Source organism: Apibacter sp. ESL0432, from assembly GCF_019469225.1.
Classification (GTDB): domain Bacteria; phylum Bacteroidota; class Bacteroidia; order Flavobacteriales; family Weeksellaceae; genus Apibacter.
This window is the reverse complement of the sequence record NZ_CP048266.1, coordinates 1933424-1959285: the sequence shown is the minus strand read 5'-3', so window position 1 is coordinate 1959285 and position 25862 is coordinate 1933424. Positions and strand designations below refer to the sequence as shown.

Annotated in this window: 21 protein-coding genes; 19 read left to right on the top strand and 2 right to left on the bottom strand. The window is 33.0% G+C overall.

The window, feature by feature from the left end:
- Positions 1 to 11: 11 nt before the first annotated feature.
- The 11 genes from nuoK (at position 12) to rplT (ending at position 11253) form a co-directional block, all read left to right on the top strand.
- Positions 12 to 335: an NADH-quinone oxidoreductase subunit NuoK gene (gene nuoK, locus GYM73_RS08335; protein WP_105296749.1), complete on the top strand. Its 324-nt coding sequence runs from the start codon at positions 12 to 14 to the stop codon at positions 333 to 335.
- Between the two features lie 3 nt (positions 336 to 338).
- Positions 339 to 2231 carry an NADH-quinone oxidoreductase subunit L gene (gene nuoL / locus GYM73_RS08330; RefSeq protein WP_220233554.1) on the top strand — a complete coding sequence of 631 codons (1893 nt, stop codon included), beginning with the start codon at positions 339 to 341 and terminating at the stop codon, positions 2229 to 2231.
- Positions 2232 to 2258: 27 nt separating this feature from the next.
- A complete protein-coding gene (locus GYM73_RS08325; RefSeq protein ID WP_160541732.1) occupies positions 2259 to 3731 on the top strand; it encodes a NuoM family protein in 1473 nt (490 codons plus the stop codon).
- 416 nt (positions 3732 to 4147) lie between these two features.
- Positions 4148 to 5173, top strand: a complete 1026-nt coding sequence (gene ruvB / locus GYM73_RS08320) for a Holliday junction branch migration DNA helicase RuvB (RefSeq protein ID WP_160541733.1) — start codon at positions 4148 to 4150, stop codon at positions 5171 to 5173.
- 1 nt (position 5174) lies between these two features.
- Positions 5175 to 5507 (top strand): multidrug efflux SMR transporter, encoded by a 333-nt coding sequence (locus GYM73_RS08315; RefSeq protein WP_105296745.1) that lies wholly within the window; start codon positions 5175 to 5177, stop codon positions 5505 to 5507.
- Positions 5508 to 5529: 22 nt separating this feature from the next.
- A complete protein-coding gene (locus tag GYM73_RS08310) occupies positions 5530 to 6864 on the top strand; it encodes a dihydroorotase (protein ID WP_220233553.1) in 1335 nt (444 codons plus the stop codon).
- A gap of 48 nt (positions 6865 to 6912) precedes the next feature.
- A complete protein-coding gene (gene ybaK, locus GYM73_RS08305) occupies positions 6913 to 7395 on the top strand; it encodes a Cys-tRNA(Pro) deacylase (RefSeq protein ID WP_220233552.1) in 483 nt (160 codons plus the stop codon).
- A gap of 186 nt (positions 7396 to 7581) precedes the next feature.
- Positions 7582 to 9504 carry a threonine--tRNA ligase gene (gene thrS / locus GYM73_RS08300; protein ID WP_220233551.1) on the top strand — a complete coding sequence of 641 codons (1923 nt, stop codon included), beginning with the start codon at positions 7582 to 7584 and terminating at the stop codon, positions 9502 to 9504.
- 48 nt (positions 9505 to 9552) lie between these two features.
- Positions 9553 to 10071, top strand: coding sequence for a translation initiation factor IF-3 (gene infC / locus GYM73_RS08295; RefSeq protein WP_255410571.1), 519 nt, complete (start codon positions 9553 to 9555; stop codon positions 10069 to 10071).
- A 514-nt stretch (positions 10072 to 10585) separates the two neighbouring features.
- On the top strand, positions 10586 to 10783 hold the full coding sequence (gene rpmI / locus GYM73_RS08290) for a 50S ribosomal protein L35 (protein WP_105296740.1): 198 nt from the start codon (positions 10586 to 10588) through the stop codon (positions 10781 to 10783).
- Positions 10784 to 10905: 122 nt separating this feature from the next.
- A complete protein-coding gene (rplT, locus tag GYM73_RS08285; RefSeq protein ID WP_160556961.1) occupies positions 10906 to 11253 on the top strand; it encodes a 50S ribosomal protein L20 in 348 nt (115 codons plus the stop codon).
- Between the two features lie 123 nt (positions 11254 to 11376).
- Here rplT and dnaB read toward each other — a convergent pair whose 3' ends face one another.
- A complete protein-coding gene (gene dnaB / locus GYM73_RS08280; RefSeq protein WP_160541738.1) occupies positions 11377 to 12933 on the bottom strand; it encodes a replicative DNA helicase in 1557 nt (518 codons plus the stop codon).
- A gap of 320 nt (positions 12934 to 13253) precedes the next feature.
- Between dnaB and GYM73_RS08275 the strand changes: the two genes are divergently transcribed.
- From GYM73_RS08275 to GYM73_RS08245, 7 genes are all read left to right on the top strand, one after another.
- Complete coding sequence (locus GYM73_RS08275) at positions 13254 to 14384, top strand: DNA polymerase III subunit delta' (protein ID WP_220233550.1); 1131 nt, start codon at positions 13254 to 13256, stop codon at positions 14382 to 14384.
- 259 nt (positions 14385 to 14643) lie between these two features.
- Positions 14644 to 15966: a c-type cytochrome gene (locus GYM73_RS08270; RefSeq protein ID WP_160564594.1), complete on the top strand. Its 1323-nt coding sequence runs from the start codon at positions 14644 to 14646 to the stop codon at positions 15964 to 15966.
- Between the two features lie 26 nt (positions 15967 to 15992).
- Entirely contained in the window at positions 15993 to 19184 is a 3192-nt protein-coding gene (locus GYM73_RS08265) for a TAT-variant-translocated molybdopterin oxidoreductase (protein WP_220233549.1), read from the top strand.
- A 19-nt stretch (positions 19185 to 19203) separates the two neighbouring features.
- Positions 19204 to 20604 (top strand): NrfD/PsrC family molybdoenzyme membrane anchor subunit, encoded by a 1401-nt coding sequence (nrfD, locus tag GYM73_RS08260; protein WP_160541742.1) that lies wholly within the window; start codon positions 19204 to 19206, stop codon positions 20602 to 20604.
- The gene (locus tag GYM73_RS08255; RefSeq protein ID WP_160541743.1) at positions 20591 to 21133 is read left to right on the top strand and encodes a DUF3341 domain-containing protein; all 543 of its coding nucleotides are present in this window, start codon (positions 20591 to 20593) and stop codon (positions 21131 to 21133) included. Before nrfD ends, GYM73_RS08255 begins: the two co-directional genes overlap by 14 nt.
- Positions 21117 to 21758 (top strand): cytochrome c, encoded by a 642-nt coding sequence (locus tag GYM73_RS08250; protein WP_105296733.1) that lies wholly within the window; start codon positions 21117 to 21119, stop codon positions 21756 to 21758. The genes GYM73_RS08255 and GYM73_RS08250 overlap by 17 nt, the downstream gene beginning before the upstream one ends.
- 7 nt (positions 21759 to 21765) lie before the next feature.
- On the top strand, positions 21766 to 23106 hold the full coding sequence (locus tag GYM73_RS08245) for a quinol:cytochrome C oxidoreductase (RefSeq protein ID WP_160564590.1): 1341 nt from the start codon (positions 21766 to 21768) through the stop codon (positions 23104 to 23106).
- Positions 23107 to 23172: 66 nt separating this feature from the next.
- Here the strand turns inward: GYM73_RS08245 and der are convergent, their stop codons facing one another.
- Positions 23173 to 24480 (bottom strand): ribosome biogenesis GTPase Der, encoded by a 1308-nt coding sequence (gene der, locus GYM73_RS08240; RefSeq protein WP_160541745.1) that lies wholly within the window; start codon positions 24478 to 24480, stop codon positions 23173 to 23175.
- A gap of 210 nt (positions 24481 to 24690) precedes the next feature.
- Here der and GYM73_RS08235 point away from each other — a divergent pair, with 210 nt between their 5' ends.
- Positions 24691 to 25782 (top strand): DegT/DnrJ/EryC1/StrS aminotransferase family protein, encoded by a 1092-nt coding sequence (locus GYM73_RS08235; RefSeq protein ID WP_220233548.1) that lies wholly within the window; start codon positions 24691 to 24693, stop codon positions 25780 to 25782.
- Positions 25783 to 25862: the final 80 nt, after the last annotated feature.

The window sequence follows — 25862 nt, the reverse complement described above, 5'->3', positions numbered from 1 at the left end:
ACAAAAAAGAAATGGTTAACAGTTTATTACAAAGTATACCGGTAGATTATTTTATATACTTATCCGCATTACTATTTTGTATAGGAGTAACAGGAGTATTAGTAAGAAGAAATGCAATCATAATTTTAGGATGTGTGGAGCTGATGTTGAATTCAGTGAATCTATTGTTGGCAGCATTTTCTGCCTACAAAGGAGATGCAGACGGTCAAATATTAGTATTTTTTATTATGGTTGTTGCAGCAGCCGAAGTTGCAGTAGGATTAGCCATCATAACCATGATGTATAGAAATACACGATCTGTAGATGTTAGCTTATTTAATAGATTAAAAGGATAAGAAATGGAGAATATAATATATTTAATACCAATTTTACCACTTATTGGATTTATTATTTGTGGAATTTTTGGAAGTAAAATGCCTAAAACGGCAGTAGGAACAATTGCAAATCTTGCTGTTTGGATACCTTTTTTTCTATCCGTATATTTATTTTGCACGTTTACAGAACCCGTTAAAGCATCCCTGTTTAATTGGTTTGCAGTTGATACTTTAAAAGTTAACTTTTCCTTTCAAATAGATCAGTTATCCTTAGTGATGATGATGATTGTTACAGGAATCGGATCTTTAATTCATCTGTATTCCATTGGATATATGCATGAAGATAAAGGCTTTTATAAATTCTTTTCTTATTTAAATCTCTTTATATTTTCCATGCTGTTGTTAGTAATGGGAAGTAATTTCTTAATACTATTTATAGGATGGGAAGGAGTAGGATTTTGTTCCTATTTACTTATTGGATTCTGGTATACCAATAAAGAATATGGATATGCTGCCAGAAAAGCATTTGTAATGAATAGAATAGGAGACTTAGGGCTCTTAATAGGAATATTCATGTTATTTTATTACTTTGGAAGTGTAGAATACTCCGACATAGCAGCCAAAGCCCATTTATTTAAGTTAAATGATCCTATATTAATTACAGCTACTGTATTTCTATTTATAGGAGCTATGGGTAAATCTGCTCAAATACCACTTTATACATGGTTACCTGATGCGATGGCAGGGCCTACACCGGTTTCTGCATTAATTCACGCCGCTACCATGGTAACAGCAGGTATTTATATGATTATCAGATCCAATGCCATTTATAGTTTAGTGCCGATTACTCTAGACTTTATTATGTATATTGGTTTAGCTACTTCTATACTCGCAGCATTCATCGGATTAAGACAGAACGATATAAAGAAAGTGTTGGCTTATTCAACAGTTTCACAACTTGGACTTATGTTTACCGCTTTAGGAGCAGAAGCTTACACGACTGCTTTATTCCATGTAATCACTCACGCATTCTTTAAAGCATTATTATTTTTAGGAGCGGGTAGTGTTATTCATGCGATGAGTGGAGAACAAGATATGAGATACATGGGAGGATTAAGAAAAAAAATCCCGGTAACTTATTGGACATTCCTAATTGGAACATTAGCTATTTGCGGAATACCTCCTTTAGCAGGGATGTTCTCTAAAGACGAAATTTTAGTAGCACTTTGGACTAAAAACAAAATTATTTGGGGACTTACCTTATTCTCAGCAGCTTTAACCTGTATATATATGTTTCGCTTACTATTCCTTACATTCTTTGGAGATTTCAAAGGTACCGAGGAGCAAAAAAAACATTTGCATGAAAGTCCGGCTATAATGACCATTCCTTTATTGGTTTTAGCTCTATTAACCGTTGTAGGCGGAGGTATAAACTTACCTCATTATTTAGGGGAAGGAATTTCTCAAAAATTGGCGCATTGGTTGCATCCTATTTATGTAGGTTTACCTATACATCAAGAACCTTCTTTAGGTACTGAAATGATGTTACTGGGAATAACTTTAGCTGTAATAGCTATGGTAGCACTTGTTACCTACAACAAATATGTTACCCGAAAAGTACAGGCAACTATTGTAGAAAATATGACCGGATGGGAAAAATTTTCAGCACATGCTGCTTATATCAATGAATTTTATAATGAAGTTATTGTTAATCCGGTTTTAAACTTAGGAAAATTTCTGAAAAATATAGTTGATAAATATATAGTAAACGGAATAGTAGAAGGAACAGCAAAAACAGTTAAGGGATGCGGAAGTGTCCTTAGACTAATACAAAACGGAAATGTAGAATTTTATGTATTTGCAATGTCCTTGGGAATATTCATATTATTATTAGTTGCAGAATTTTTAAGTCATTAATTAAAATACAAAAAGTAAAAAGATATAATGTTAACTTTAGCAGTACTACTTTTACCAATCATAGGATCAGGCTTATTATTTGCCTTAAAAGGGAATATTTCAAAATATATAGCATTTATAATTGCAATATCCGAATTGGTATTAACCGCTATTATATGGTGTAACTTCAAAGCAGATTCAGGAATTCAGTTTGAATTTGGAAAAGAGTTGTATTTTTCACCGATTAAATCTACGTTACATTTCGGTGTTGACGGATTAACTGTCCTAATGCTTCTATTAACCAATGTATTAACGCCAATTATACTCTATTCATCATGGAACGATGAACGCCCTTCCGGCTTTTATGCATTAATTTTATTAATGCAATTTGGATTAGTGGGTATTTTCTCTTCCTTAGATGGTTTAATGTTTTATATATTTTGGGAAGTAACTTTAATTCCTATTTGGTTTATATGTGGAATTTTTGGAACAGGTGAAAACAGATTGAAAATAAACTATAAATTTTTTATTTATACTTTTTTTGGATCTTTATTTATGCTGGTTGCACTAATATATGTTTACTTGCAAGCGGGATCATTTGACTTAAATGCCTTATATGCAGTTAAAATTCCTGCACAAGCTCAAACATTCATTTTTTGGATGTTTTTCTTAGCATTTGCAATCAAATTACCCATATTTCCTTTCCACACTTGGCAAGCAGATACCTATACAATGGCTCCTACCCAAGGCTCCATGTTATTATCCGGTATCATGCTTAAAATGGGAGTATTTGGAATCATAAGATATTTATTACCTCTTTCACCTGAAGCGGTAGGAGGAACTTCCGGTTCCATAGCCTTAATTTTATCAATTATTGGAATTGTATATGCATCTTTAATCGCTATCGTTCAAAAAGATATTAAGAGACTTATTGCTTTCTCTTCAATGGCACACGTGGGACTTATTGCTGCCGGTATATTTGCAAGTGCAATCGTATCCATGCATTGCGGTATTGATAGTACCGGTATTGAAGGAGCCTCAATTCAAATGTTGGCACACGGAGTTAATGTAGTCGGTTTATTTTATGTAGCGGATGTATTAATTAAAAAATTCGGTACCAGAGATTTAAGTAAAATGGGAGGATTAGCATCTAAAGCTCCATTTTTAGCTGTTTTATTTATGATAATCTCTGTTGGAACTATGGCTGTTCCGTTAACCAATGCATTTATAGGTGAATTCCTTTTATTGAAAAGTATTTTTACATTAAGCATTTGGGGAGCAATTATAGCCGGTTTAACCTTAATCTTATGTGCCGTTTATATTACCAAAATGTACGGAATGTCAATGTTTGGTAAAGGAAATCAAGAATTTTTAGAAGGTCAGAAAGATATTAATTTACAAACTAAATTAGGATTGATCGTAATAGCGGCTTTAATTATAGTTTGTGGAATTTATCCTCAACCCCTATTATCATTATCTTCAGAAACGGCTCAACACATAGTATCTCTTTTAGTTAAATAAGTTACTTGATCAATACGTGACAATTTTTCTAATAGTTGTAATTTTCGGGTTAGATTAAAAAATTTAAACATTTTGAAATTTGGCAGATACTGATATGGTATCAACTTATTTCAATTGACAATTTTACTAGGTAAATGAGTGGTAAATGTGAAAATTTGGAAAAAGACTATTCCAAGAAATAAATCATTTATTATTCATATCAATTGTTGTTGAAATTTATCTTCCTTTTATTATTTACAAAATTATTTAGCTGATTAAAGCTTAAAATGTTTTTTTTATTTCCAATTTCTAATCTAAAATTAGAGATTAAGAAACTACCATCTTTAAAAAAAGGAAGAAAACAATTCAAAAATTGTAAATAATAATTTTAAAGTTGTTTACTTTTTATATTTCTCCAGAAGTTTTAAATTTACAAAATGTCAGATTTATTAGATCCGGATAAGAATAAATATTCAAAAGAAGATATTGCTCAAGAAGAGCAGGTGCGTCCTAAAAGTTTTTACGAATTTGTAGGTCAATCTCATATTATGGATAATCTGGAGATTTTTGTAAAGGCTGCCAAATTAAGACGCGAATCTTTGGATCATGTATTACTACACGGTCCTCCGGGGCTAGGTAAAACTACCTTAGCTAACATCATTGCAAATGAATTAAATGTTGGAATAAAAATCACTTCAGGACCTGTATTAGATAAGCCCGGTGATCTGGCAGGTTTATTGACCGGATTGGAAGAAAATGATGTACTGTTCATTGATGAAATCCATAGGCTTTCTCCCATAGTTGAAGAATACTTGTATTCAGCCATGGAAGATTATAAAATAGACATAATGATTGAAAGCGGGCCCAATGCTCGATCAGTTCAAATCAATTTAAATCCTTTTACCTTAATTGGAGCAACGACCCGCTCGGGATTGTTAACAGCTCCGCTTAGGGCACGTTTTGGAATTAACTTTAGATTTGAATACTATCACACAGAATTATTAAGCAGTATTGTAGAAAGAAGTTCGCGCATAATGAATATGCCGATAGATACGCAGGCTGCTATAGAAATAGCATCCCGTAGCAGAGGAACTCCGCGTATTGCCAATGCATTGCTACGAAGAATCAGAGATTTTGCGCAAATTAAAGGTAATGGAAAGATAGATCTTACCATTTCTGAAATTGGTTTAGAAGCGCTAAAAGTAGACAAACACGGTCTAGATGAAATGGATAACAAGATTTTAAGTACCATTATTGATAAATTTAAAGGAGGACCGGTAGGATTAACAACTATAGCAACAGCAGTAGGAGAAAATCCGGGAACTTTAGAAGAAGTATATGAACCTTTTTTAATTCAAGAAGGCTATCTTATGCGTACACCCAGAGGTAGAGAAGCAACGGAAAAAGCCTATAAACATTTAGGCAAAATAAAAATGCTGGGCAATCAATCAGAACTATTTTAATATGAAATCCTATATCTATTTATTCATAGCTATATGCTTAGAGACGGCTGGGACCTCTTTACTTCCGATGACTAAAGAATTTACTAAATGGAAACCAACAGTCCTTTTTTTTGCTCTCTTTTTTGCAGCTTTATATAGCCTGACTAAAGCCATTAGAGTCATACCAATCGGGATAGCCTATGCTATTTGGTCAGGAATAGGAATTGTATTAATAAGTCTTTCAGGCTATTTTTTATACAAACAAAAATTAGATATTCCGGCTATTATTGGAATCGTATTTATCATCATAGGCGTACTTATTATAAACCTATTTTCCAAAACAGCAGGACATTAACTTCAAATAAATAAAAAAACAAATGATACTTATTGAAAACGCTACAATTATAAATGAAGGACAATCGTTTATAGGATCGGTTTTACTGGAAAAAGATATCATTTCCGAAATATACAGAGGCGAAGTTCCTGCGGAAATTAGCGCTCAATCAACCAAAATAAATGCAGAAGGTTTATGGCTGATTCCCGGAGTTATCGATGACCAAGTACATTTCAGAGAACCGGGATTAACCCATAAAGGAGATATTCATAATGAAAGCCGTGCTGCTCTTGCCGGTGGGGTAACTTCTTATATGGAAATGCCTAATACCAATCCACAGACCACAACAATTGAAGCCTTGGAAAATAAGTTTGCCCTTGCATCACAAAAATCGTATGCGAACTATTCTTTTTACCTGGGAGCGACCAATGATAATAGAGAAGAACTAATGAAAGTTAATCCCAAGAAGGTTTGCGGAATAAAAATTTTTATGGGTTCATCCACAGGGAATATGCTGGTTGACAATAAAAAAGCCCTGGAGACTATTTTTTCTGAGGTTGATATGCTGATTGCGGTTCATTGCGAAAAAGAAGAAATTATAAGGAAAAATATCGAAAAATATAAAGCTATTTATGGCGAATATATACCGATTCCTTGTCATCCTTTAATTAGAAGCGTAGAAGCTTGCTATCAATCCTCATTTGAGGCAATTGAATTAGCCCATAAATATGGAACACGTCTTCATGTTTTACATATATCCACAGAAAAAGAATTGAGTTTATTTGAAAATAAACCATTAGAAGAAAAGAAAGTTACCGGAGAAGCTTGTGTACACCATTTGTGGTTTACTGATGAAGATTATGAAAAATTAGGATCCAAAATAAAATGGAATCCAGCAGTAAAAACAAAAAAAGACCGAGATTCTATACTTAAAGCAGTTGTAGAAGATCGGTTAGACGTTGTTGCAACTGATCACGCTCCGCACTTATTGAGTGAAAAAGAAGGCGGATGCTTGCAAGCTGCCTCAGGAGGTCCTTTAGTACAACATTCTTTAGTGATGATGTTAGAATTGGTTAAACAAGGGAAAATTACCAAAGAAAAAGTTATTACTAAAATGTGTCATGCCCCGGCTCAACTGTATCAGATTAAAAAAAGAGGCTATATACGTAAAGGATATTATGCAGATTTAGTTTTGATTAATCCTGAAAAGCCATATACAGTATCACAAGAGAACATTCTTTACAAATGTCGATGGTCACCGTTAGAAAATATAACTTTTAGTTCATCCGTTGAAAAAACTTTTTTGAACGGAAAATTGGCTTACAGTGAAGGAGAAGTAAAAGAAGTAAGAGGAATGGCATTAGAATTTGAAAGATAAAATTGTATAAAAAATTAAGTCAAGAATTAAAGTCTGAGAAATATTTGCATGAGTAAGCAGAAAATACAAAAAACGAATGCGGCGAGATTACTAGATTTACATAAAATTACATATGATCTTATTCCCTATGAAGTAGATGAAAATGATTTAAGCGCCATACATGTAGCAGAGACTTTAGGGGAAAATATAAATCAGGTTTTTAAAACCTTGGTATTAGAAGGGGATAAAAATGGTTATTTTGTTTGTGTAATTCCCGGAAATGAAGAAATAAATTTAAAGCAGATAGCATTACTATCCGGCAATAAAAAATGCGACTTAATTCCGATGAAAAATCTAATAGGATTAACGGGCTATATCAGAGGAGCATGCTCACCCATAGGCATGAAAAAATTATTTCCAACCTATATAGAAGAATCCTGCTTGAATTTCGATTCCATTTACATTAGTGCAGGACAAAGAGGATTACAAATTCAATTAAATCCACAAGATTTAATTAAACTCCTTCAAGCAAAAATTTTTAAAAACAGTTGAATAAAATCAATAAATATTTTTTGTGTTCATAAAAAACTAAAAAGATTTTAGTATTAAGATAACAATTTCGTAAAGAGATAATTACAATCCAAGAATAAATAAAAAATTATTTTCGATATATTTAAAAAACGCAATAATTTCATTTATAAAACTTTCGTAAATTTGTATCCTAAAAATTTTAGAAGAATGATAAAAATTACTCTTCCTGATGGAAGTGTGAAAGAATTTGAAAATTCCGTAACACCGTTGGACATTGCCAAATCCATATCTGAAGGTTTGGCTAGAAATACAATTTCTGCAATAGTAAATGGTAAACAAGTTGAAATTACCGATCCTATTACGGAGGATGCAGCGGTACAATTATTAACATGGAATGATGATTTAGGTAAGAAAGCGTTTTGGCATTCTTCTGCCCACTTACTGGCACAGGCAATTATGGAGTATTATCCAAATGCCAAATTAACTATTGGTCCGGCCATTGAAAACGGATTTTATTACGATGTTGATTTTGGAGATGAAGTTTTTTCAGAAAAAGATTTTGAAAAAATTGAAAAGAAAATGTTGGAAAATGCCAAAAAAGACTCAACGTTCTCTATCCGTTCTGTTTCCAAAAATGATGCATTAGAAGCCTATAAAGATAATCCGTTTAAAACTGAATTAATTGAAAATTTAGAAGATGGATCGATCACATTTGTAACACACGATAATTTTACCGATTTGTGTAGAGGTGGACATATTCCTTCTACCGGAATAATTAAAGCCGTAAAAGTATTAAATGCGGCAGGAGCTTATTGGAGAGGCGATGAAAAAAATAAACAATTGGTACGTGTCTATGGAATTTCTTTTCCAAAACAAAAAGAATTAACTGAATACTTAGAAAGAATAGAAGAAGCAAAAAAGCGTGATCATAGAAAATTAGGAAAAGAGCTGCAATTATTTACCTTTTCCGAAAAAGTAGGAGCAGGATTACCTTTATGGTTACCAAAAGGTGCAAAACTAAGACAAAAACTTATTGACTTTTTAGGAGCGGCACAGCGAAAAGCAGGTTATGAAATTGTAGCAACCCCTCATATCGGGCATAAAGATTTGTATGTTACCAGCGGACATTACGAAAAATACGGAGCAGATAGCTTCCAACCTATAAAAACACCTAATGCGGGTGAAGAGTTTTTATTAAAGCCGATGAATTGTCCACACCACTGTGAAATTTATCGATCTTCCCCTTGGTCGTATAAAGATTTACCGAAACGATTCGCAGAATTTGGAACCGTTTATAGATATGAGCAAAGTGGAGAATTGCATGGACTTACTCGAGTTAGAGGATTCACTCAGGATGACGCCCATATCTTTTGTACTCCGGATCAATTGATCGGGGAATTTGAAAATGTAATAGATCTCGTATTATATACATTTAAATCCTTAGGATTTAACGAATTTACAGCCCAAGTTTCATTGCGAGATAAAGAAAATAAAGAAAAATACATTGGAAGTGATGAAAATTGGGAGAAAGCTGAAAATGCGATTAAACAAGCAGCCGAAAAGAAAGGACTACCTACAGTTGTTGAATATGGCGAAGCAGCTTTTTACGGACCAAAGCTCGATTTTATGGTTAAAGATGCCTTAGGTAGAAACTGGCAATTAGGTACTATTCAAGTAGACTATAATTTGCCGGAAAGGTTTGATCTTTATTACATAGGAGCAGATAATGAAAAACATCGTCCTGTAATGATACATAGAGCGCCTTTCGGTTCTTTGGAACGCTTTGTGGCCATTCTGTTAGAACACACTGCCGGAGATTTACCTTTATGGTTAAGTCCTGAACCATTTATTATACTTCCTATTAGTGAAAAGTATGTAGATTATGCAAAAAAAGTTTTGGATTTAATGGAAAATTCGGATATTTGCGGACGAATAGACGATCGTAACGAAAAGACAGGTAAAAAGATACGAGATGCAGAGATCAATAAAATTCCTTACATGTTTGTAGTAGGAGAGAAGGAAGCTTCCTCCGACACTGTGTCGATTCGTAAACGTGGAGAAGGAGATTTAGGTACTTTTTCTTTAGAAGAAGTAGTAACGATGATGAAAAAAGCAACAAATAATCAATAAAATTTAAATACCATAGCACTTAACAGAAATAATTCAAGAGGGAAGTATATCCCAAAGAAGCAAGAGCCAGAACACAAAATTAACGGAAAAATTGATGTTCCGGAAGTTCGTTTAGTAGGAGATAATGTTACTCAAGGAATCTATCCTATAAAAGAAGCATTAGCTATTGCCGAAGATTTAGAGTTGGATTTGGTAATGATCACAGAAAGTGCAAATCCACCTGTTTGTAGAGTTGTTGATTATAAAAAATTCCTGTACGAACAGAAAAAGAAGCAAAAAGAACTTAAATCCAAGCAAACCAAAGTAGTGGTTAAAGAAATTCGATTTGGACCACAAACCGACGAACATGATTTCGAATTTAAAAAGAAACATGCTCAAAAATTTTTGGAAGAAGGTTCTAAATTAAAAGCTTATGTTTTCTTTAAAGGGCGTTCCATTGTTTTTAAAGACCAAGGACAAATTTTATTATTAAGATTAGCGCAAGAATTAGAAGAATGGGGTAAAGTAGAGCAAATGCCAAAGCTCGAAGGGAAAAGAATGATTATGATGATGTCTCCAAAAAAATAAGATAAAAATAAATAGCTATAGGATATAGCTATTTATTCTTTTATAGTAAGTATACATAAAAAGAGCTCTTTATTTTTTATTCTTATCTTGATAGTAACTAAATTTGTATTACTTATCAATTGAGTAAGATAAACCATCAATTTAAATTTTAAATTGATACCTATTATGCCTTTATAATTTTTTACAATTATTAGTTAGTTAACTTGGATGTTATTTTTTCCATGTTCAAAGAATACGTAATTTATTTTCATAATTTTTTTAGATATGGTTATTTTACTCATAAATTACTGTAATTAAAATATTGATAAGGAAATTCATTGATTTTATTAATACATTACATTATATTGTATTTTTTTAATGATATAAATTTATCATCCAGGAATTTTAAAAATAAAATATCAGAATAGAAAAGGAAAGTCTAAACAAAAAATTTTGCTAAAGTCTAAATGATTTGTTTATTTTTTGAAAAATATCTAATTTTGTAAAATTGATAACGAGGTAAATAAATAAGAAAATGCCAAAATTAAAAACAAAATCAGGTGCTAAAAAGCGTTTTTCAATTACCGGATCAGGTAAAATTAAAAGAAAACATGCATTTAAAAGCCACATTTTAACTAAAAAAAGCACAAAACGTAAACGTAATCTGACGTATTCTACTTTAGTAGATATCGCAGACGAAAAAAGCGTTAAAAGACAATTATTAATTAAGTAAGAGAGAATATCTTTTGAAAGATATTCCGGTTTTTTAAAAATCATTTAAAAGTTTAACCCTGGATTGGGTAAAAGAAGAGAAGATAAAAAATACTTCCACCCACTTCAAAAAAACAAAAAAGTATGCCAAGATCAGTCAATTCAGTAGCGTCAAGAGCGCGCAGAAAAAGAGTCCTGAAATTAGCCAAAGGCTATTACGGGAGAAGAAAAAATGTTTGGACAGTAGCGAAAAATGCTGTTGAAAAAGGTTTGCAATATGCCTATGTAGGTAGAAAGCAAAAGAAAAGAAATTTCAGAGCTTTATGGATACAGAGAATTAACGCAGGTGTCAGACAATACGGTCTTTCTTATTCTAAATTTATAGGTTTACTAAAAGAAAATAATATAGATTTAAATAGAAAGGTTCTTGCAGATTTAGCTATGAACCATCCAGAAGCTTTCAAAGCGGTTGTGGATACTGTAAAAAAATAAATTTAATAATATTTTCGTTATCATAATAAAAACACTCACTATATAGTGAGTGTTTTTTATTTTAATTATTCTTGATTTAAATGCTTAATATACGCAGAAGATTCACAAGATGCTGCCAAAGTTTTAAAAAGGCATATCGGAATCTTGATCATCAATAGTATCATCAATTCCAAACGAATCACTAGGATTAATAGATGGAATATTTATGGAACTGTCAAATGAAGTTTCATCATTGATTTTACTTTCAAAAGTGGTAGAACTTATACTTTCCTGTACGGAAAAATAATCTTCATCGATGTCCGAAAATTTAGCCTGAGAACTCGTAAAACGCAATCGAACATCTTCGAGAGCACCGTTTCTATGCTTTGCAATAATAAATTCTGCTTGACCTGTACAAGGTGTTCCGTCTTCCCAAGTATCTAATTTGTAATATTCCGGTCGATATATAAAGGTTACAATATCGGCATCCTGTTCAATAGCTCCCGATTCCCTCAAGTCCGAAAGTAAAGGTTTTTTACTTCCTCCGCGAGTTTCCACAGAACGGGATAACTGCGAAAGTGCTATAACAGGTATTTCAAGCTCTTTAGCAATAGCTTTTAATGAACGAGAAATCGTAGCGATCTCTTGCTCCCTATTTCCTATACCTTTTCCTCCTGCCGACATTAATTGGAGGTAATCGATCATAATCATTTTTACTCCATGCTGAGAAACAAGTCTACGAGCTTTAGCTCTCAAATCGAAAACAGAAATCCCGGGAGAATCATCTATAAATATCGGCGCATTTTCCAATTTATTAACTCGGGAATAAAGTTGTTGCCACTCTAATTCGGATAAATTGGCTTTTCTCAACTTTTCAGATTCAATTCCGGTTTCACTGGATATCATACGCATCATCAATTGTTCTGCGGACATTTCTAATGAAAATACGCCGATCGGAGTTTCTGCCCCTATGGCAATATTTCTGGCCATGGAAAGAATAAAAGCCGTTTTACCCATACCGGGTCTTGCTGCAATAATTATAAGATCCGAAGGTTGCCAACCGGCAGTAATTTTATCCACATGCTTAAATCCTGAAGGAATACCGCTCATCCCTTGTTTAGATTCTAAAGATTTAATCTTTTTTAAAGCATTGGAAACTAAGTTTTTCGCTTCATTGAACGTTCGTTTCAAAGTACCGTTGGTAATTTCGTATAACTGACTTTCAGAATAATCCAATAAATCGAAAACATCTGAAGTTTCATCATACGATTTTTCAATCATATTAGATGATATTTCGATGAGTTTCCTAAGTATATATTTTTCAAGAATAATTCTTGAATGGTATTCAATGTGAGCCGAAGAAGATATTTTGTTGGAAAGTTGAATCAAATAAAAATCACCTCCTGCAGCCTCCAAATTACCTTGAGATCGTAATTTATTGGATATAGTAAGAATATCAATAGGGTCTGTTTGCTTAAAAAGATCTTCAATAGCTTCATATATTAGTTGGTGCTCTTTTTTATAAAATACTTCGGGAGATAAAATATCTATAATTTCATCTAACCCTTTTTTATCGATCATCATGGCACCTAGTACAGCTTCTTCTAAATCAATAGCTTGAGGGGGAAGCTTTCCTTTTTCTAAGTTAATGATTTTGTTGGATTTAGGAATTTTATTGTATTTAGATTCTAGTTGTTCCATATCAGTTTCAAAAATATGCAAAATTATAAGGTAGACCTATCTTTTTTCTAAACAATTTTTTAGAAGTCGGATGTAACTTTTAATAAACTATTGCAATAATTATTCATATATGTAAATTCATCTAAACAACTTATGAACAATTTTGAGATATGCTGTCTTTTATTCATTTTAGTAAATAAAGGAAACGATTTCCGGCTATCGATTGTCAGTCTATATAAAACTAAATTTATTAAGCCTAAGATAAAAAAGTAAACTTATCAAGTGATTCAATTATTATATAAAAGTAAGTGAATTAGAAAAGTTGATCTATCTTTGTTTACATGAAATGGGATGAAATAATAGGTCAGCATAATTTAAAAAAGCAATTGCAAAATTCAATCAAGGAAGATAGAATTAGCCATGCGCAACTGTATATAGGAAAACCGGGTTACGGAGTTTTACCGCTTGCACTTGCCTATGCTTCAGAAGTTATTTGCAAACAATCTGAAAAATGTTTATTACAGATCAATCGATTACAACATCCCGATTTGCATTTATCTTTTCCTACCATTAATAATACAACAGAAAAAAAAGAAGCCATAAGTTCCGACTACATTAAACAGTTTAGAGAGTTTATTATCGAAGATCCTTATAGGGATATAAATCAATGGTATGCATATATTAATGAAGATAAAAAACAAGGGATCATCTCTGTTAGAGAAATTGAAAATATTATTGATAACTTAAACTTAAAAAGTTTTGAAGGAGGATATAAAGTTCAAATAATTTGGATGGTAGAAACTATGAGAGTAGAAGCTGCCAATAAATTACTTAAAATATTGGAAGAACCGCCTGCAAAAACTTTGTTTATACTCATTGCTGAAGATGATAAAAAAATTCTTCCAACCATATTGTCTCGTTGTCAAAAAATAACTGTTAATGCTTTGGAAAACAATGAAATATCCGATCATTTACAAAATAGGTTTTCCTTAGACAAAGAAACGGCCGATATTTTAGCAAAAAGGGCTGAAGGCGATTGGGATGTAGCTTGTAAGCTAATAAAAAACAATACCTTACAAGAAGAATTCGAGAAATATTTTATTCGATGGAACCGTGCAGCGGTCATGGCTCCTAAAAAACCACAATTTTTAAGAGAAATAATAGATTGGTCTTTAGAAATATCTGCTTGGGGTAGAGAAAAACAAAAGAATTTCTTACAATTTTGTGCCGAAACTTTTAGACAAGCCTTACTACAAAATTACGAATCCTCAAGCTTAGTAAATAATCCATTAACATATGAAAACTTTAAATGGGATAATTTTAGTCATTTTGTTCACGGGAAAAATATAGAAGATATTTTAGAAGAAATTAATAACGCATTTTTTCATATTGAAAGAAATGGAAGTGCTAAAATCATTTTTTTAGATATGGGTATTAAATTAACACGATTTTTGGCTAGAAAAAATGAGTAAATTTTGCCGTATAAGATAAAAAAAGCTGTTTTTTCATCTGGTTTTTAGAAAGGTTATTTGCGTGTATTTCAATTTAATAAGCTGTTTAACAGCTAGATAAAAGCGATCGTTATTTAGAATAATTACAAATTAACAAAAACTAAAAGATATGTTAAAAAAAACATTTGGCAATATAGAGCATATTTTTATTTTTGCATAAGTCGCTTTTAATGGGACAATTATATTATAAATAAGTTTCATTCAATTGAAATCAATTATTATGAATAAAATTATAGCAGTCTGTATGCTGACTCTCTTTACAAGTGTTTCTGTTTTAGCGCAGAAAGTAAATGGAGATGTAAAGAATGGAGAGAAATTATTCAAAGACAATTGTACCGCTTGTCACGCGTTAGACCGAAAACTTACAGGACCTGCACTAAAAGGAATTGTAACAAAATTAACTGAAGAAGGCGCTGATGTGGAATGGATCCAAAAATGGATCATGAATAATGAAGCCTTAAGAAAAAGTGGAGATAAGCGTGCGAATAAAATCTTCGAAGAGAACAATCAAATTGCTATGGATGTTTTCGAAGGCAGATTATCAGTACAAAATATCGATGATATTTTAGCTTATCTTGAAAATCCACCGGCTCCACCGGAAGAAGCTGCTCCCGCCGTAGTTGAAAAGAAAACATCAAATGATCTTAACTATATTTTACTTTCCTTTGCCTCAATAGGGGTAATATTGATTTTTACCTTACTGAAAATCAATAAGCTAGTAAAACTAAAAACATCTAGCGCTGAATTATCAGAACTTGAATCTACAAGAATTAGAACTTTTTCACAATTTTATGTACAATACAAAGGGGGCTTGTATGGATTGGTAACTTTACTATTGGCTTTATCTTTTTACGGAGTATGGGCTTGGTTGATGGGAATAGGAGTCGATAAAGGTTATGAACCGGATCAACCTATTTATTTTTCACATAAAATTCATGCAGGAGAAAATAAAATCAATTGTCAATTGTGTCATTCCGGAGCAAAATATGGGAAAGTTTCCGAAATTCCTTCTCTAAGTGTATGTATGAATTGTCATAGAAATATCAGCGAATATACCGGCAAATATATCGAACCGGGCAAATCTAAAGAATTCTATACTGCTGAAATTAAGAAAATTTATGACCATATTGGTTGGGATGAAGAAAACCAAAAATACACAGGTAAACAAAAACCGGTGAAATGGGAAAGAATTCATAATATGCCGGATTTCGTATATTTTAATCACTCACAACACGTAGTGGCAGGAGAAAAAACAATAATAGCCGATTTCAATAAAAAGAACCCGAACCATCAAATTGACGTGGTATGTAAAGCCTGTCATGGTTCCATAGATACCATGAATGTAGTAAGAATGGCGAATGATTTCACAATGGGATGGTGTGTAGATTGCCACCGTACCACAGAAGTCGATATGACCAATGGATATAATGCAGCTTACTTCAATAAACTTCATGAAAAATTGAAGAAAGAATATGGAGAAGATAAATCTAAAATAACGGTAGATGCCATAGGAGGTTTAGAATGCGGTAAATGTCATTATTAATTAATTAAAATCATCAGAAGATCATTATGGCTTCAAAAGATAAAATAAAATTTAGGAGTTTAGAAGAATTACAAGATCCTTCACTACCAGAGAAATTAGCAGCAAATGAATTTGTAGAAGAGCTTCCTATCGATGAATTTTTAGGAGATGATCAAGCAATGTATTCTACAAAAACTTCTCGAAGAGATTTCTTAAAATTCTTAGGTTTTGGAACAGCAGCTGTAACTTTAGCAGCCTGTGAAGCTCCAATTATTAAATCGGTACCTTATGTGGTTAAACCTGAAGGTATCATTCCGGGAGTACCCAGTTATTACGCCTCAACTCTTTACAATGGATTTGACATTGCCAGTGTTTTAGTTAAAACAAGGGAAGGAAGACCCATTAAAATTGAAAGTAATAAAAATGCAGCCTTTTTTGGTGAAAGCACAGCCAGAAGTCAAGCTTCTGTTCTTTCATTATATGACAATAACAGAGCTAAAGCACCTAAACTGAATGGATCTGAAACCGATTGGAAATCATTAGATGAATATGTAAATAAAGAATTACAGGCAGCTAAGGTTTCGGGTAAAAAGATTGTAATTTTAACACCATCTTTACCTTCTCCCTCCACTAAAAAAATCATTGAAGATTTTACAACCATATACCCAAGCACAGAACATGTCGTTTACGATGCGATTTCCTATTCACCGGCGTTAGATGCTGCTGAAGAGGTTTATGGAGTAAGAGCTTTACCATTATATGATCTAACTAAAGTTGAATTATTGGTTTCTTTTGGTGCTGATTTTTTGAATGATTGGAATGGAGGACATTTTGAGGCAGATTATGCGAAAGCCAAAACCCCGGGAAAAACTATGCTTAAGCATATTCAAATTGAATCCAATTTAAGTTTATCAGGGGCTAGTTCCGATGAAAGAATGCCGTTAAAACCTTCGGAAGTTCAAAAATTATTGGGTGAAGTGTATAAAGCATTGGATGGAACTTCTTCCAATCCTACTGCTCAAAAAATAGCTAAAGAACTTACAAAAAAAGGTTCAAAAGCGGTTGTGTTTGCGGAAGGCGATAAATCAGCCTATGTGATAGCCAATCTGATAAATCAAAAATTAAATTCATTAGCAGTTAGAAAGGATAAAGTATTATTGACTAAAGAATCCAATGATGCACGTTTTTCGGAATTACTATCTTGGTTGTCAACCGGACAAGTAGGAGTATTACTTAACTTTAATACCAATCCGATTTACTCTTATTCAGAGGGAGAAAAATTGAAAGATTTATTTAAAAAAGTTAATTGTTCTGTATCTCTTTCAGAATATGAAAATGAAACAGCTTCTATATGTAAAGCTATTGCACCGGTTCCTCATTGGTTAGAATCATGGGGAGATTTAAATCCGGCAACAGGGGTTTACTTATTATCACAACCAACCATCCAAAGAATTTTTGATACTCGTCAATTTCAAGATTCATTATTGGTTTGGAGGAATGCGGGATTACAAACAAATGCGGTTAAAGAAAATACCACAGTTGCTCCCGTTGGTTCGACTCCATCGGTTGATTCTTTAGCTACTCAATCTAAAAAAGATACGGTTCAAAATGCAACCACTCCGTTTAATTCTACCTATACTACGACAGCAACGCCCCAGCAAACCAATGCATATTATAATTATTTAAAACAATATTGGCAAACGCAGTTAGGAACTAAATTAGGTTATAGTTTTAATCAGGCTTTATATAATGGATACAATGAAACATCTGAAATTACAGAATTAAATGTAATCGGAGGAAATGCGGAACAGGCATTATCTAACTTAGCAGTTATTAAAGCGGGAACTTTTGAATTAAACTTATATCTTAAAACAGCTATTGGAGACGGAGTTCAAGCGAATAATCCTTGGTTGCAAGAGTTGCCGGACCCTATCTCTCGTCTAGCATGGGATAACTATATTACAATTTCATTAGAAGATGCTAAACAATTAGGAATTAAGAATGAGACCAATGGCAGAATGCAATTGGATGGTTCCTTAGTAGATTTAACGGTTAATGGAAAAGTAATAAAAAGTGTTCCTGCATTAATTCAACCGGGACAAGCTAAAGGATCAATTGGATTAGCCTTAGGATACGGTCAATCAAAATCAGGAAAAGTAGGTCAAACCGGAATAAATGCCTATCCTTTTTATCTTAACTCTAATTTAATTCAATATAACATAACTATTAAACCGACTCAAGGAATGCATGAATTTGCATCAATGCAAATGCAAGGTACCTTGATGGGTAGGTATGAAATAGCAAGAGAAGTTTCCTTAGATACTTTCTTAAACGAGGATCCTAAAGAATGGAATGAGCCGTTAAAAATGGATTCATACGTAGGAGAAGTTCCTATGAATAAAGTAGATCTATGGAGAGATTATGACAGTACAGACGGTCCACATTTTAACCTTTCGGTTGATTTAAATGCATGTACCGGATGTGGTGCTTGTATTATAGCATGTCAAGCCGAAAATAATGTTCCCGTAGTTGGAAAAGAAGAAATAAGGATGTCAAGAGACATGTATTGGTTACGGATAGACAGATATTATTCTTCTAAAAAGCAAATAGAGCAAAAAGAAGAAATCTTAGAAAATTTGGATCAAGTTCCTATGTATAAGGAATTAATTGAACCGAATCCAACTAATCCGGATGTAATTTTCCAACCGGTGATGTGTCAACATTGTAATCATGCACCTTGTGAAACGGTTTGCCCGGTAGCGGCTACTTCTCATGGAAAACAAGGACAAAATCATATGGCTTATAATCGATGTGTAGGAACCCGTTATTGTGCCAATAACTGTCCGTATAAAGTACGTCGTTTCAATTGGTTCAACTACGCGCTTAACAATAAGTTTGACTATAATATGAATAATGATTTAGGAAGAATGGTATTAAATCCTGATGTCGTTGTTCGTTCCAGAGGAGTCATGGAAAAATGTTCCATGTGTATACAAATGACTCAGGCTACCATTTTAGAGGCTAAAAAACAAGGCAGAAAAGTGGAAGATGGAGAATTTCAGGTAGCATGTTCACTGGCTTGTTCTAGTGGAGCAATTAAATTTGGAGATATTAATGATTCTTCATCAGAAATTGCAAGGCTATCAAAAGATAAAAGGAAATATGTATTGTTAGAAGAAGTAGGGACAAAACCTAATGTATTCTATCAGCACAAAATTAGGAATAGAAAAGAATCATAAAAATTTTAAGAAAGTTACTATGTCAGGACATTACGAAGCACCTATTCGCGAGCCGTTAATTTTAGGGGATAAAACCTATCATGACATTACGGAAGATATAGCCCGTCCTATTGAAACCAAAGCCGGGAAACTTTGGTGGTTTGCTTTTTATATTGCTTTAGTGGCCTTTATCTATGGAGTAGGGTGTATTGCTTATACGATAGGTACCGGAATAGGGGTATGGGGACTAAACAGAACGATAAATTGGGGATGGGATATAACAAATTTCGTTTGGTGGGTAGGGATAGGTCATGCAGGAACATTGATTTCTGCTGTATTATTGCTTTTCCGTCAAAAATGGAGACTTTCCATTAACCGTTCTGCGGAAGCCATGACTATTTTTGCGGTGGTTCAGGCTGCCATGTTCCCATGTATTCATATGGGGCGTATATGGTTAGCTTATTTTGTATTTCCTATAACTAACCAGTTCGGAACTTTATGGCCCAATTTCAACTCCCCCTTATTATGGGACGTATTTGCCATCAGTACCTATTTTTCGGTATCTGTGGTTTTTTGGTATATCGGACTAATTCCTGATTTTGCCATGGTTAGAGATCGAGCGGTTAAACCGGTAACTAAAAAGATTTATACTATATTGAGTTTTGGGTGGGGAGGTAAAGCTAAGCATTGGCAACGATTTGAGGAAGTGTCATTAGTTTTGGCAGGTCTTGCAACTCCTTTAGTTTTTTCTGTTCATACCATTGTTTCCTTTGACTTTGCAACTTCAGTTATTAAAGGATGGCATTCAACAGTATATCCGCCGTATTTTGTTGCGGGTGCTATATTTTCCGGTTTTGCTATGGTTCAAACCTTGCTTAGCGTGGTTAGAAAAGTATGTCATTTAGAGGATTATATCACTCAAAAGCATATCGAATATATGAATATTGTAATAGTTGTGACAGGAGGTATGGTAACTGTAGCTTATATTACGGAATTCTTTATCGGATGGTATTCAGGTAGCAGATATGAAGATTTTACTTATTTCTCAGTTGGAGCTGCCACTGGACCATATTGGTGGGCATTTTGGTTATTAATCCTTTGTAATGTATTAATTCCTGCTTCTCTTTGGATAAAAAAATTAAGAAGAAATTTTCTATGGACCTTCATTGTTTCCATTGTTATAAATATCGGTATGTGGTTTGAAAGATTTGACATTATTGTTATCAATCTGTCACGTGATTATTTACCGAGTGCATGGACAATGTTCCAACCTTCTTTTGTAGACGTAGGAATATTCATTGGAACGATAGGTTTCTTTTCAGTATTATATCTGTTGTATGCTAGAACTTTCCCGGTTATAGCTCAGGCAGAATTGAAGACAATTATAAAAACATCAAGTGAAGGGTTTAAAAAACATCATTTAGAAAATGAGCACCACTAAGACAATTATTTACGGTTTATACGGAGATGATGATCTCCTTATAGATGGGGTTAAGCAACTTCGTGATAGAGGAATTGAAATTAATGAAGTTTATACACCTTTTCCGGTACATGGATTAGATAAGGCAATGGGATTAAAAGAATCGAGAATGTCTGAATTTGCTTTTTTCTATGGAGCTATGGGGTTAGCTGTTGCTTCTGTGCTTACTTGGTATACGATGAATTATGATTGGCAGCAAAATATAGGAGGAAAACCGAGTTTTACTTGGACAGAAAATATGCCGGCTTTTATTCCAATTATGTTTGAGCTGACAGTATTTTTTGCCGCTCACCTCATGTCCATTACATACCTTATTTTAAACAAGCATTATCCGGGACAAAAAGCTCAAAATCCTGATCCAAGGACTACCGATGATAAATTTTTAGTTGAAATTTCTAATCAAAATTACGACCAAGTAAAGGAAATTTTGATAGCTACAGGTGTTGAGGAAATAACTGTAAAAAAAATTGAAGATGAAAAAAATAACTAAATATATTCTTTTTGCTATAACAGGAAGTTTGTTTATAATTTCTTGTAGTAAGAAAAAACCCAGTTTGGTTTATTTTCCAGATATGTACTATCCGGTAGCCTATGATCCTTATCAAGAGGCAGTAATTGCTTATGGAGAACAAGGAACGACGGTTCCTTTATTTTCAAAGCAAGGAGGAGCAACCGCATTAGCGCCTGTACCCGGAACTATAGCTCAAAATCCCGAAGGAATTTTACCTATGGATTTACCAAATACCCCTGAAGGATACGATGCTTCTAAAAAAATAACGGTTTCACCGCTAAACCCTTTAAACAAAGATAAGGACTTAGCCAGAGGAAAAGATTTATATATAAAAACATGTTCGGCTTGTCATGGTACAGCCGGAGACGGACAAGGTGATATTGTTCAATCCGGAGCATTTTCGGGAGTACCTAATTATAAAGATAGGGATATAACAGTCGGATCTGTACATTATGTTATGGAACATGGAAGAAATGCCATGGGATCTTATGCGGGGCAACTTTTACCCGGAGATATGTGGAGAGTTGCAGAATATGTAATAAACGAATTTAAACCTTCTGCAACATCAAACTCTGCAGAACAGACACAAACAACAGAACAATAATACAGCTATGAGATATACATTTTCATCAAGTCTTAAATTAACGTCCATAGTATTAATCGTAGTAGGATTGATAGCCTTTGGTATAGGGTATTATCAGAATTCACGTATAGATGAACATGCTGTTAAGGAAATTTTACATCATAATGAAGAATTAGCGGGAGCTCAACCCATGAATTCAGTTTATAAAGGAGATGTTGCGCACTCTAAAGAACATATTGAACATGCTGAACATCAAATTCATAACAGACCGTGGTCTGCATTTTTTGTGTCTTTGATGTTATTTTTCGGTATTTCAGCTACTGCCTTGTTTTTTGCTGCTGTCCAACATGCAGGTAATGCCGGTTGGTCTATTGTAGTTATCAGAGTAATGGAAGGTATTGCTTCGTTTCTACCTGTAGGCGGCTTATTAATGGTTGTATTTATTTTTCTTTCATCATATGGTGGTGAACACGGAGGACTGAATCATTTATATCATTGGATGGATCCCTCTTTAACCGATCCTAATTCTTCGCATTTCGATTTGCTTATAAAATCTAAAGAACCGTTTTTAAATAGACCGTTTTTTGTTATTAGAACGCTGATTTATGTGGCCGGATGTATTTTCTTTTTATGGAAAATAAAATCTCTAACGAGAAAGTTGGATGAAACTAAAGAAGTTTCCGATTATAAAAAAGTATACAATTGGAGTGTAGGTGCTATTGTTTTCTTTGCTTTGGCTTCCGCTTGTTGGGCATGGGATTGGTTAATGTCCATTGATCCTCATTGGTATTCAACTTTATATATGTGGTATGTATTAATCAGCTGTTTGGTTTCCTCCGTTGGAGTGATGTTGATTATTTCCATATATCTGAAAAAGAAAGGTTTTTTACCGGCATTTAACGATAACCATATGCATGATCTTGCTAAATTTTTGTTTGGGTTTAGCCTTTTATGGTCTTACCTGTGGTTTGCGCAATTCATGTTGTATTGGTATGCTGATATTCCTGAGGAAACAGTATATTTCTTTGGAAGATACAAGTTATATGGACCTACTTACTTTACCATGTTGATCCCGAATTTAGTTTTACCGTTTTTGATATTAGTTAGCAGTAAAGTGAAGAGAAATTATGTCATTGTTCCTATTATGGCTTGTGTAGTACTATTCGGACATTATTTGGATATGTTTAATATTATTATGCCGGGAACAGTCGGTGCTTTCTGGGGTATAGGATTGTTAGAAATCGGGGCTTTTATTTTTATGTTGGGACTATTTATATTTACTGTAATGTATTCTATAAGTAAGCTTAATTTAGAAGCTAAAGGTAATCCATACTATCATGAAAGTGAATTATTTGAATATCCTTTCTAATCATTAAAAGTATTTATTATAAAAAAAGCATCTCTATCATGAGATGCTTTTTATTTATTATGGAATTTATTTTTGTCTGAAATATATTTCAATCGGAACACCTGTCAACTCAAAATTTTGACGTAATTTATTTTCAATAAATCGTTTATAGGGTTCTTTGATATATTGCGGTAAATTTGCAAAAAATGCAAATTGTGGAGTTCTGGTGGGAAGCTGAGTGCAATATTTAATTTTTATATATTTACCTTTTATACTTGGCGGGGGTGTAGATTCAATTATAGGAAGCATGACCTCATTTAATTTACTGGTTTTAATCCTGCGTGAACGATTTTCATAAACTTTCATGGCAGTTTCTACCGTTTTATACACACGCTGTTTAGTAATAGCCGAGGTGAAAATGATGGGTACATCCGTAAATGGAGCAATCTTTTCTTTTATAAAATTTTCAAATTGTTTTAAAGTATTGGTTTCTTTTTCAACTAAATCCCATTTGTTAACGACGATTACAACTCCTTTTCTGTATTTTTGAGCTAAAAATAAGATGTTCATATCTTGTTTTTCCCAACCTAAGGTTGCATCTATCATTAGGATTACAACATCTGAATCCTCAATTGAACGTATGGAACGCATTACGGAATAAAACTCAAGGTTTTCATTTACTTTAGTTTTTTTCCGCATACCGGCGGTATCAATCAATACAAATTTATATCCGAATTTTTCATATAAGGTTTCGATACTGTCTCTGGTAGTACCGGCTATATCTGTTACGATGTTACGCTCGTTTTCCAATAAGGCATTGGTAAATGTTGATTTTCCCACATTAGGCCTTCCTGCAATAGTTATTCTCGGCAAGCCTTCAAAAGGGTCTACGTAATCTTCCTCTTTAAATGTGGCAACTATATCATCCAGCAGATCTCCTGTACCGCTACCTGTCATTCCTGATATAGTATAATATTTCTCCATTCCCAATGAATAAAACTCCATGGCTTCCGTTTCCAACATAGCATTGTCCACTTTGTTAACAACTAAAAAGACCGGTTTGTCAGTCTTTCTTAAAAGATTGGAAACCTCTTTATCCATATCGGTGATGCCTTCTGTTACATCAACTAAAAATATAATCGCAGAAGCTTCATCTACGGCAAGTTCAACTTGTTTTCTTATTTCTTCTTCGAAAATATCTTCAGATCCAACTACATAACCTCCAGTATCAATAACAGTAAAATCGACGCCGTTCCAGTCACTTTTTCCATAATGCCGATCACGAGTAACCCCGGCCACACTATCAACAATTGCCTCCCTCTTTTGTAGTAATCGATTAAAAAGAGTAGATTTTCCTACATTAGGCCTTCCTACAAGCGCTATAATATTTGACATATCATATTTTTTGCAAAGGTAAATAAAAATAAATAGCAGATTTATATATGGAGTATATAAACATTATTGTAGCTATTATATATTATAATTGTTTTTAATGTTTGTATTCAATAAATTATGTTCTAGATATAAAATTATGTGTATTCTTTGTGAGAATTATTAATTTTGTTATATTTTTGATTTTTAAATTTTAATAATTAAAGGCGTTTTTTGATTTTGGAAAAAAGAATTAATGTAACTAAGGTATTTTTACCTCCTTTATCTGAATATAATGAATATTTAGAAAAAGTTTGGAAAAACCAATGGCTGACCAATAGAGGTGAATTAGTTTTAAAACTTGAAGAGAAACTCAAGAAGTATTTAAATGTTACTAATATATTAGTTACTAATAACGGTACCGTCCCTATTCAAATAGCATTGAAAAATATTGCTGAGGGAGGAGAAGTTATTACTACACCTTTTAGCTTTGTGGCTACTACTTCCGCCATTATATGGGAAAGTTGTAAACCGGTGTTTGTGGATATTGATCCGGATCATCTGACTATAGATGAAAATAAGATTGAAGAAGCAATTACAGATAAAACCACGGCAATATTAGCTACCCATGTATTTGGTAATCCTTGCAATGTGAAAATACTTGAAAAAATTGCAAAAAAATATCAGATAAAGGTTATTTACGATGCAGCGCATTGTTTTGGAGTAGAACATAACAGCAAATCTATATTTGAATATGGTGATATAAGTACCTGTAGTTTTCATGCTACCAAATTATTTCATACAGGAGAAGGAGGAGCTTTATTTTGCAAAGATTCCGAATTGATGAAAAGGTTAAATTATAGTCATAATTTTGGATATACTGAAACCAATGATATATGTGGTGTAGGAATTAATGCTAAAATATCTGAACTACAAGCAGCAATGGGCTTGTCCGTATTACATTATATTGATTATATAATTGCTGAAAGGAAGAAAGTAGTAGATTTTTACGATGAATCACTAGATTTTAGTAAATTAAAATCACTCCAAATAAGAGAAAATACTAAGTGGAATTACAGCTACTATCCCGTTATATTTAATTCTGAAAAGATACTATTAAGGGTACAAGAAAAATTAGCAGAACAAAATATTGTACCCAGACGTTATTTTTACCCTTCATTAAATACAATAAATTATGTTAAAGGTAGTAAAATGTCAGTATCAGAGTCCATATCAGAAAAAATTTTATGTCTGCCTTTATATGTAGGTTTAGAAAATAGTGAATTGGAAATAATAACAAAACTTGTAAATAGATATAGTGAATAATAATTTTATATTTTTAAAAAAATAATCATTTATAAATTAAAACGGGATTCTTTAAAAATTTTGTAAGTTATAGATATTTA

Coding starts and splice junctions, on each gene's coding strand:
- nuoK (WP_105296749.1), top strand. CDS start 12: ATGGTTAACAGTTTATTACAAAGTATACCGGTAGATTATTTTATATAC.
- GYM73_RS08265 (WP_220233549.1), top strand. CDS start 15,993: ATGGCTTCAAAAGATAAAATAAAATTTAGGAGTTTAGAAGAATTACAA.
- GYM73_RS08250 (WP_105296733.1), top strand. CDS start 21,117: ATGAAAAAAATAACTAAATATATTCTTTTTGCTATAACAGGAAGTTTG.
- ybaK (WP_220233552.1), top strand. CDS start 6,913: ATGAGTAAGCAGAAAATACAAAAAACGAATGCGGCGAGATTACTAGAT.
- GYM73_RS08245 (WP_160564590.1), top strand. CDS start 21,766: ATGAGATATACATTTTCATCAAGTCTTAAATTAACGTCCATAGTATTA.
- GYM73_RS08325 (WP_160541732.1), top strand. CDS start 2,259: ATGTTAACTTTAGCAGTACTACTTTTACCAATCATAGGATCAGGCTTA.
- GYM73_RS08310 (WP_220233553.1), top strand. CDS start 5,530: ATGATACTTATTGAAAACGCTACAATTATAAATGAAGGACAATCGTTT.
- dnaB (WP_160541738.1), bottom strand. CDS start 12,933: ATGGAACAACTAGAATCTAAATACAATAAAATTCCTAAATCCAACAAA.
- nrfD (WP_160541742.1), top strand. CDS start 19,204: ATGTCAGGACATTACGAAGCACCTATTCGCGAGCCGTTAATTTTAGGG.
- GYM73_RS08315 (WP_105296745.1), top strand. CDS start 5,175: ATGAAATCCTATATCTATTTATTCATAGCTATATGCTTAGAGACGGCT.
- thrS (WP_220233551.1), top strand. CDS start 7,582: ATGATAAAAATTACTCTTCCTGATGGAAGTGTGAAAGAATTTGAAAAT.
- GYM73_RS08270 (WP_160564594.1), top strand. CDS start 14,644: ATGAATAAAATTATAGCAGTCTGTATGCTGACTCTCTTTACAAGTGTT.
- GYM73_RS08255 (WP_160541743.1), top strand. CDS start 20,591: ATGAGCACCACTAAGACAATTATTTACGGTTTATACGGAGATGATGAT.
- ruvB (WP_160541733.1), top strand. CDS start 4,148: ATGTCAGATTTATTAGATCCGGATAAGAATAAATATTCAAAAGAAGAT.
- nuoL (WP_220233554.1), top strand. CDS start 339: ATGGAGAATATAATATATTTAATACCAATTTTACCACTTATTGGATTT.
- rplT (WP_160556961.1), top strand. CDS start 10,906: ATGCCAAGATCAGTCAATTCAGTAGCGTCAAGAGCGCGCAGAAAAAGA.
- GYM73_RS08275 (WP_220233550.1), top strand. CDS start 13,254: ATGAAATGGGATGAAATAATAGGTCAGCATAATTTAAAAAAGCAATTG.
- der (WP_160541745.1), bottom strand. CDS start 24,480: ATGTCAAATATTATAGCGCTTGTAGGAAGGCCTAATGTAGGAAAATCT.
- rpmI (WP_105296740.1), top strand. CDS start 10,586: ATGCCAAAATTAAAAACAAAATCAGGTGCTAAAAAGCGTTTTTCAATT.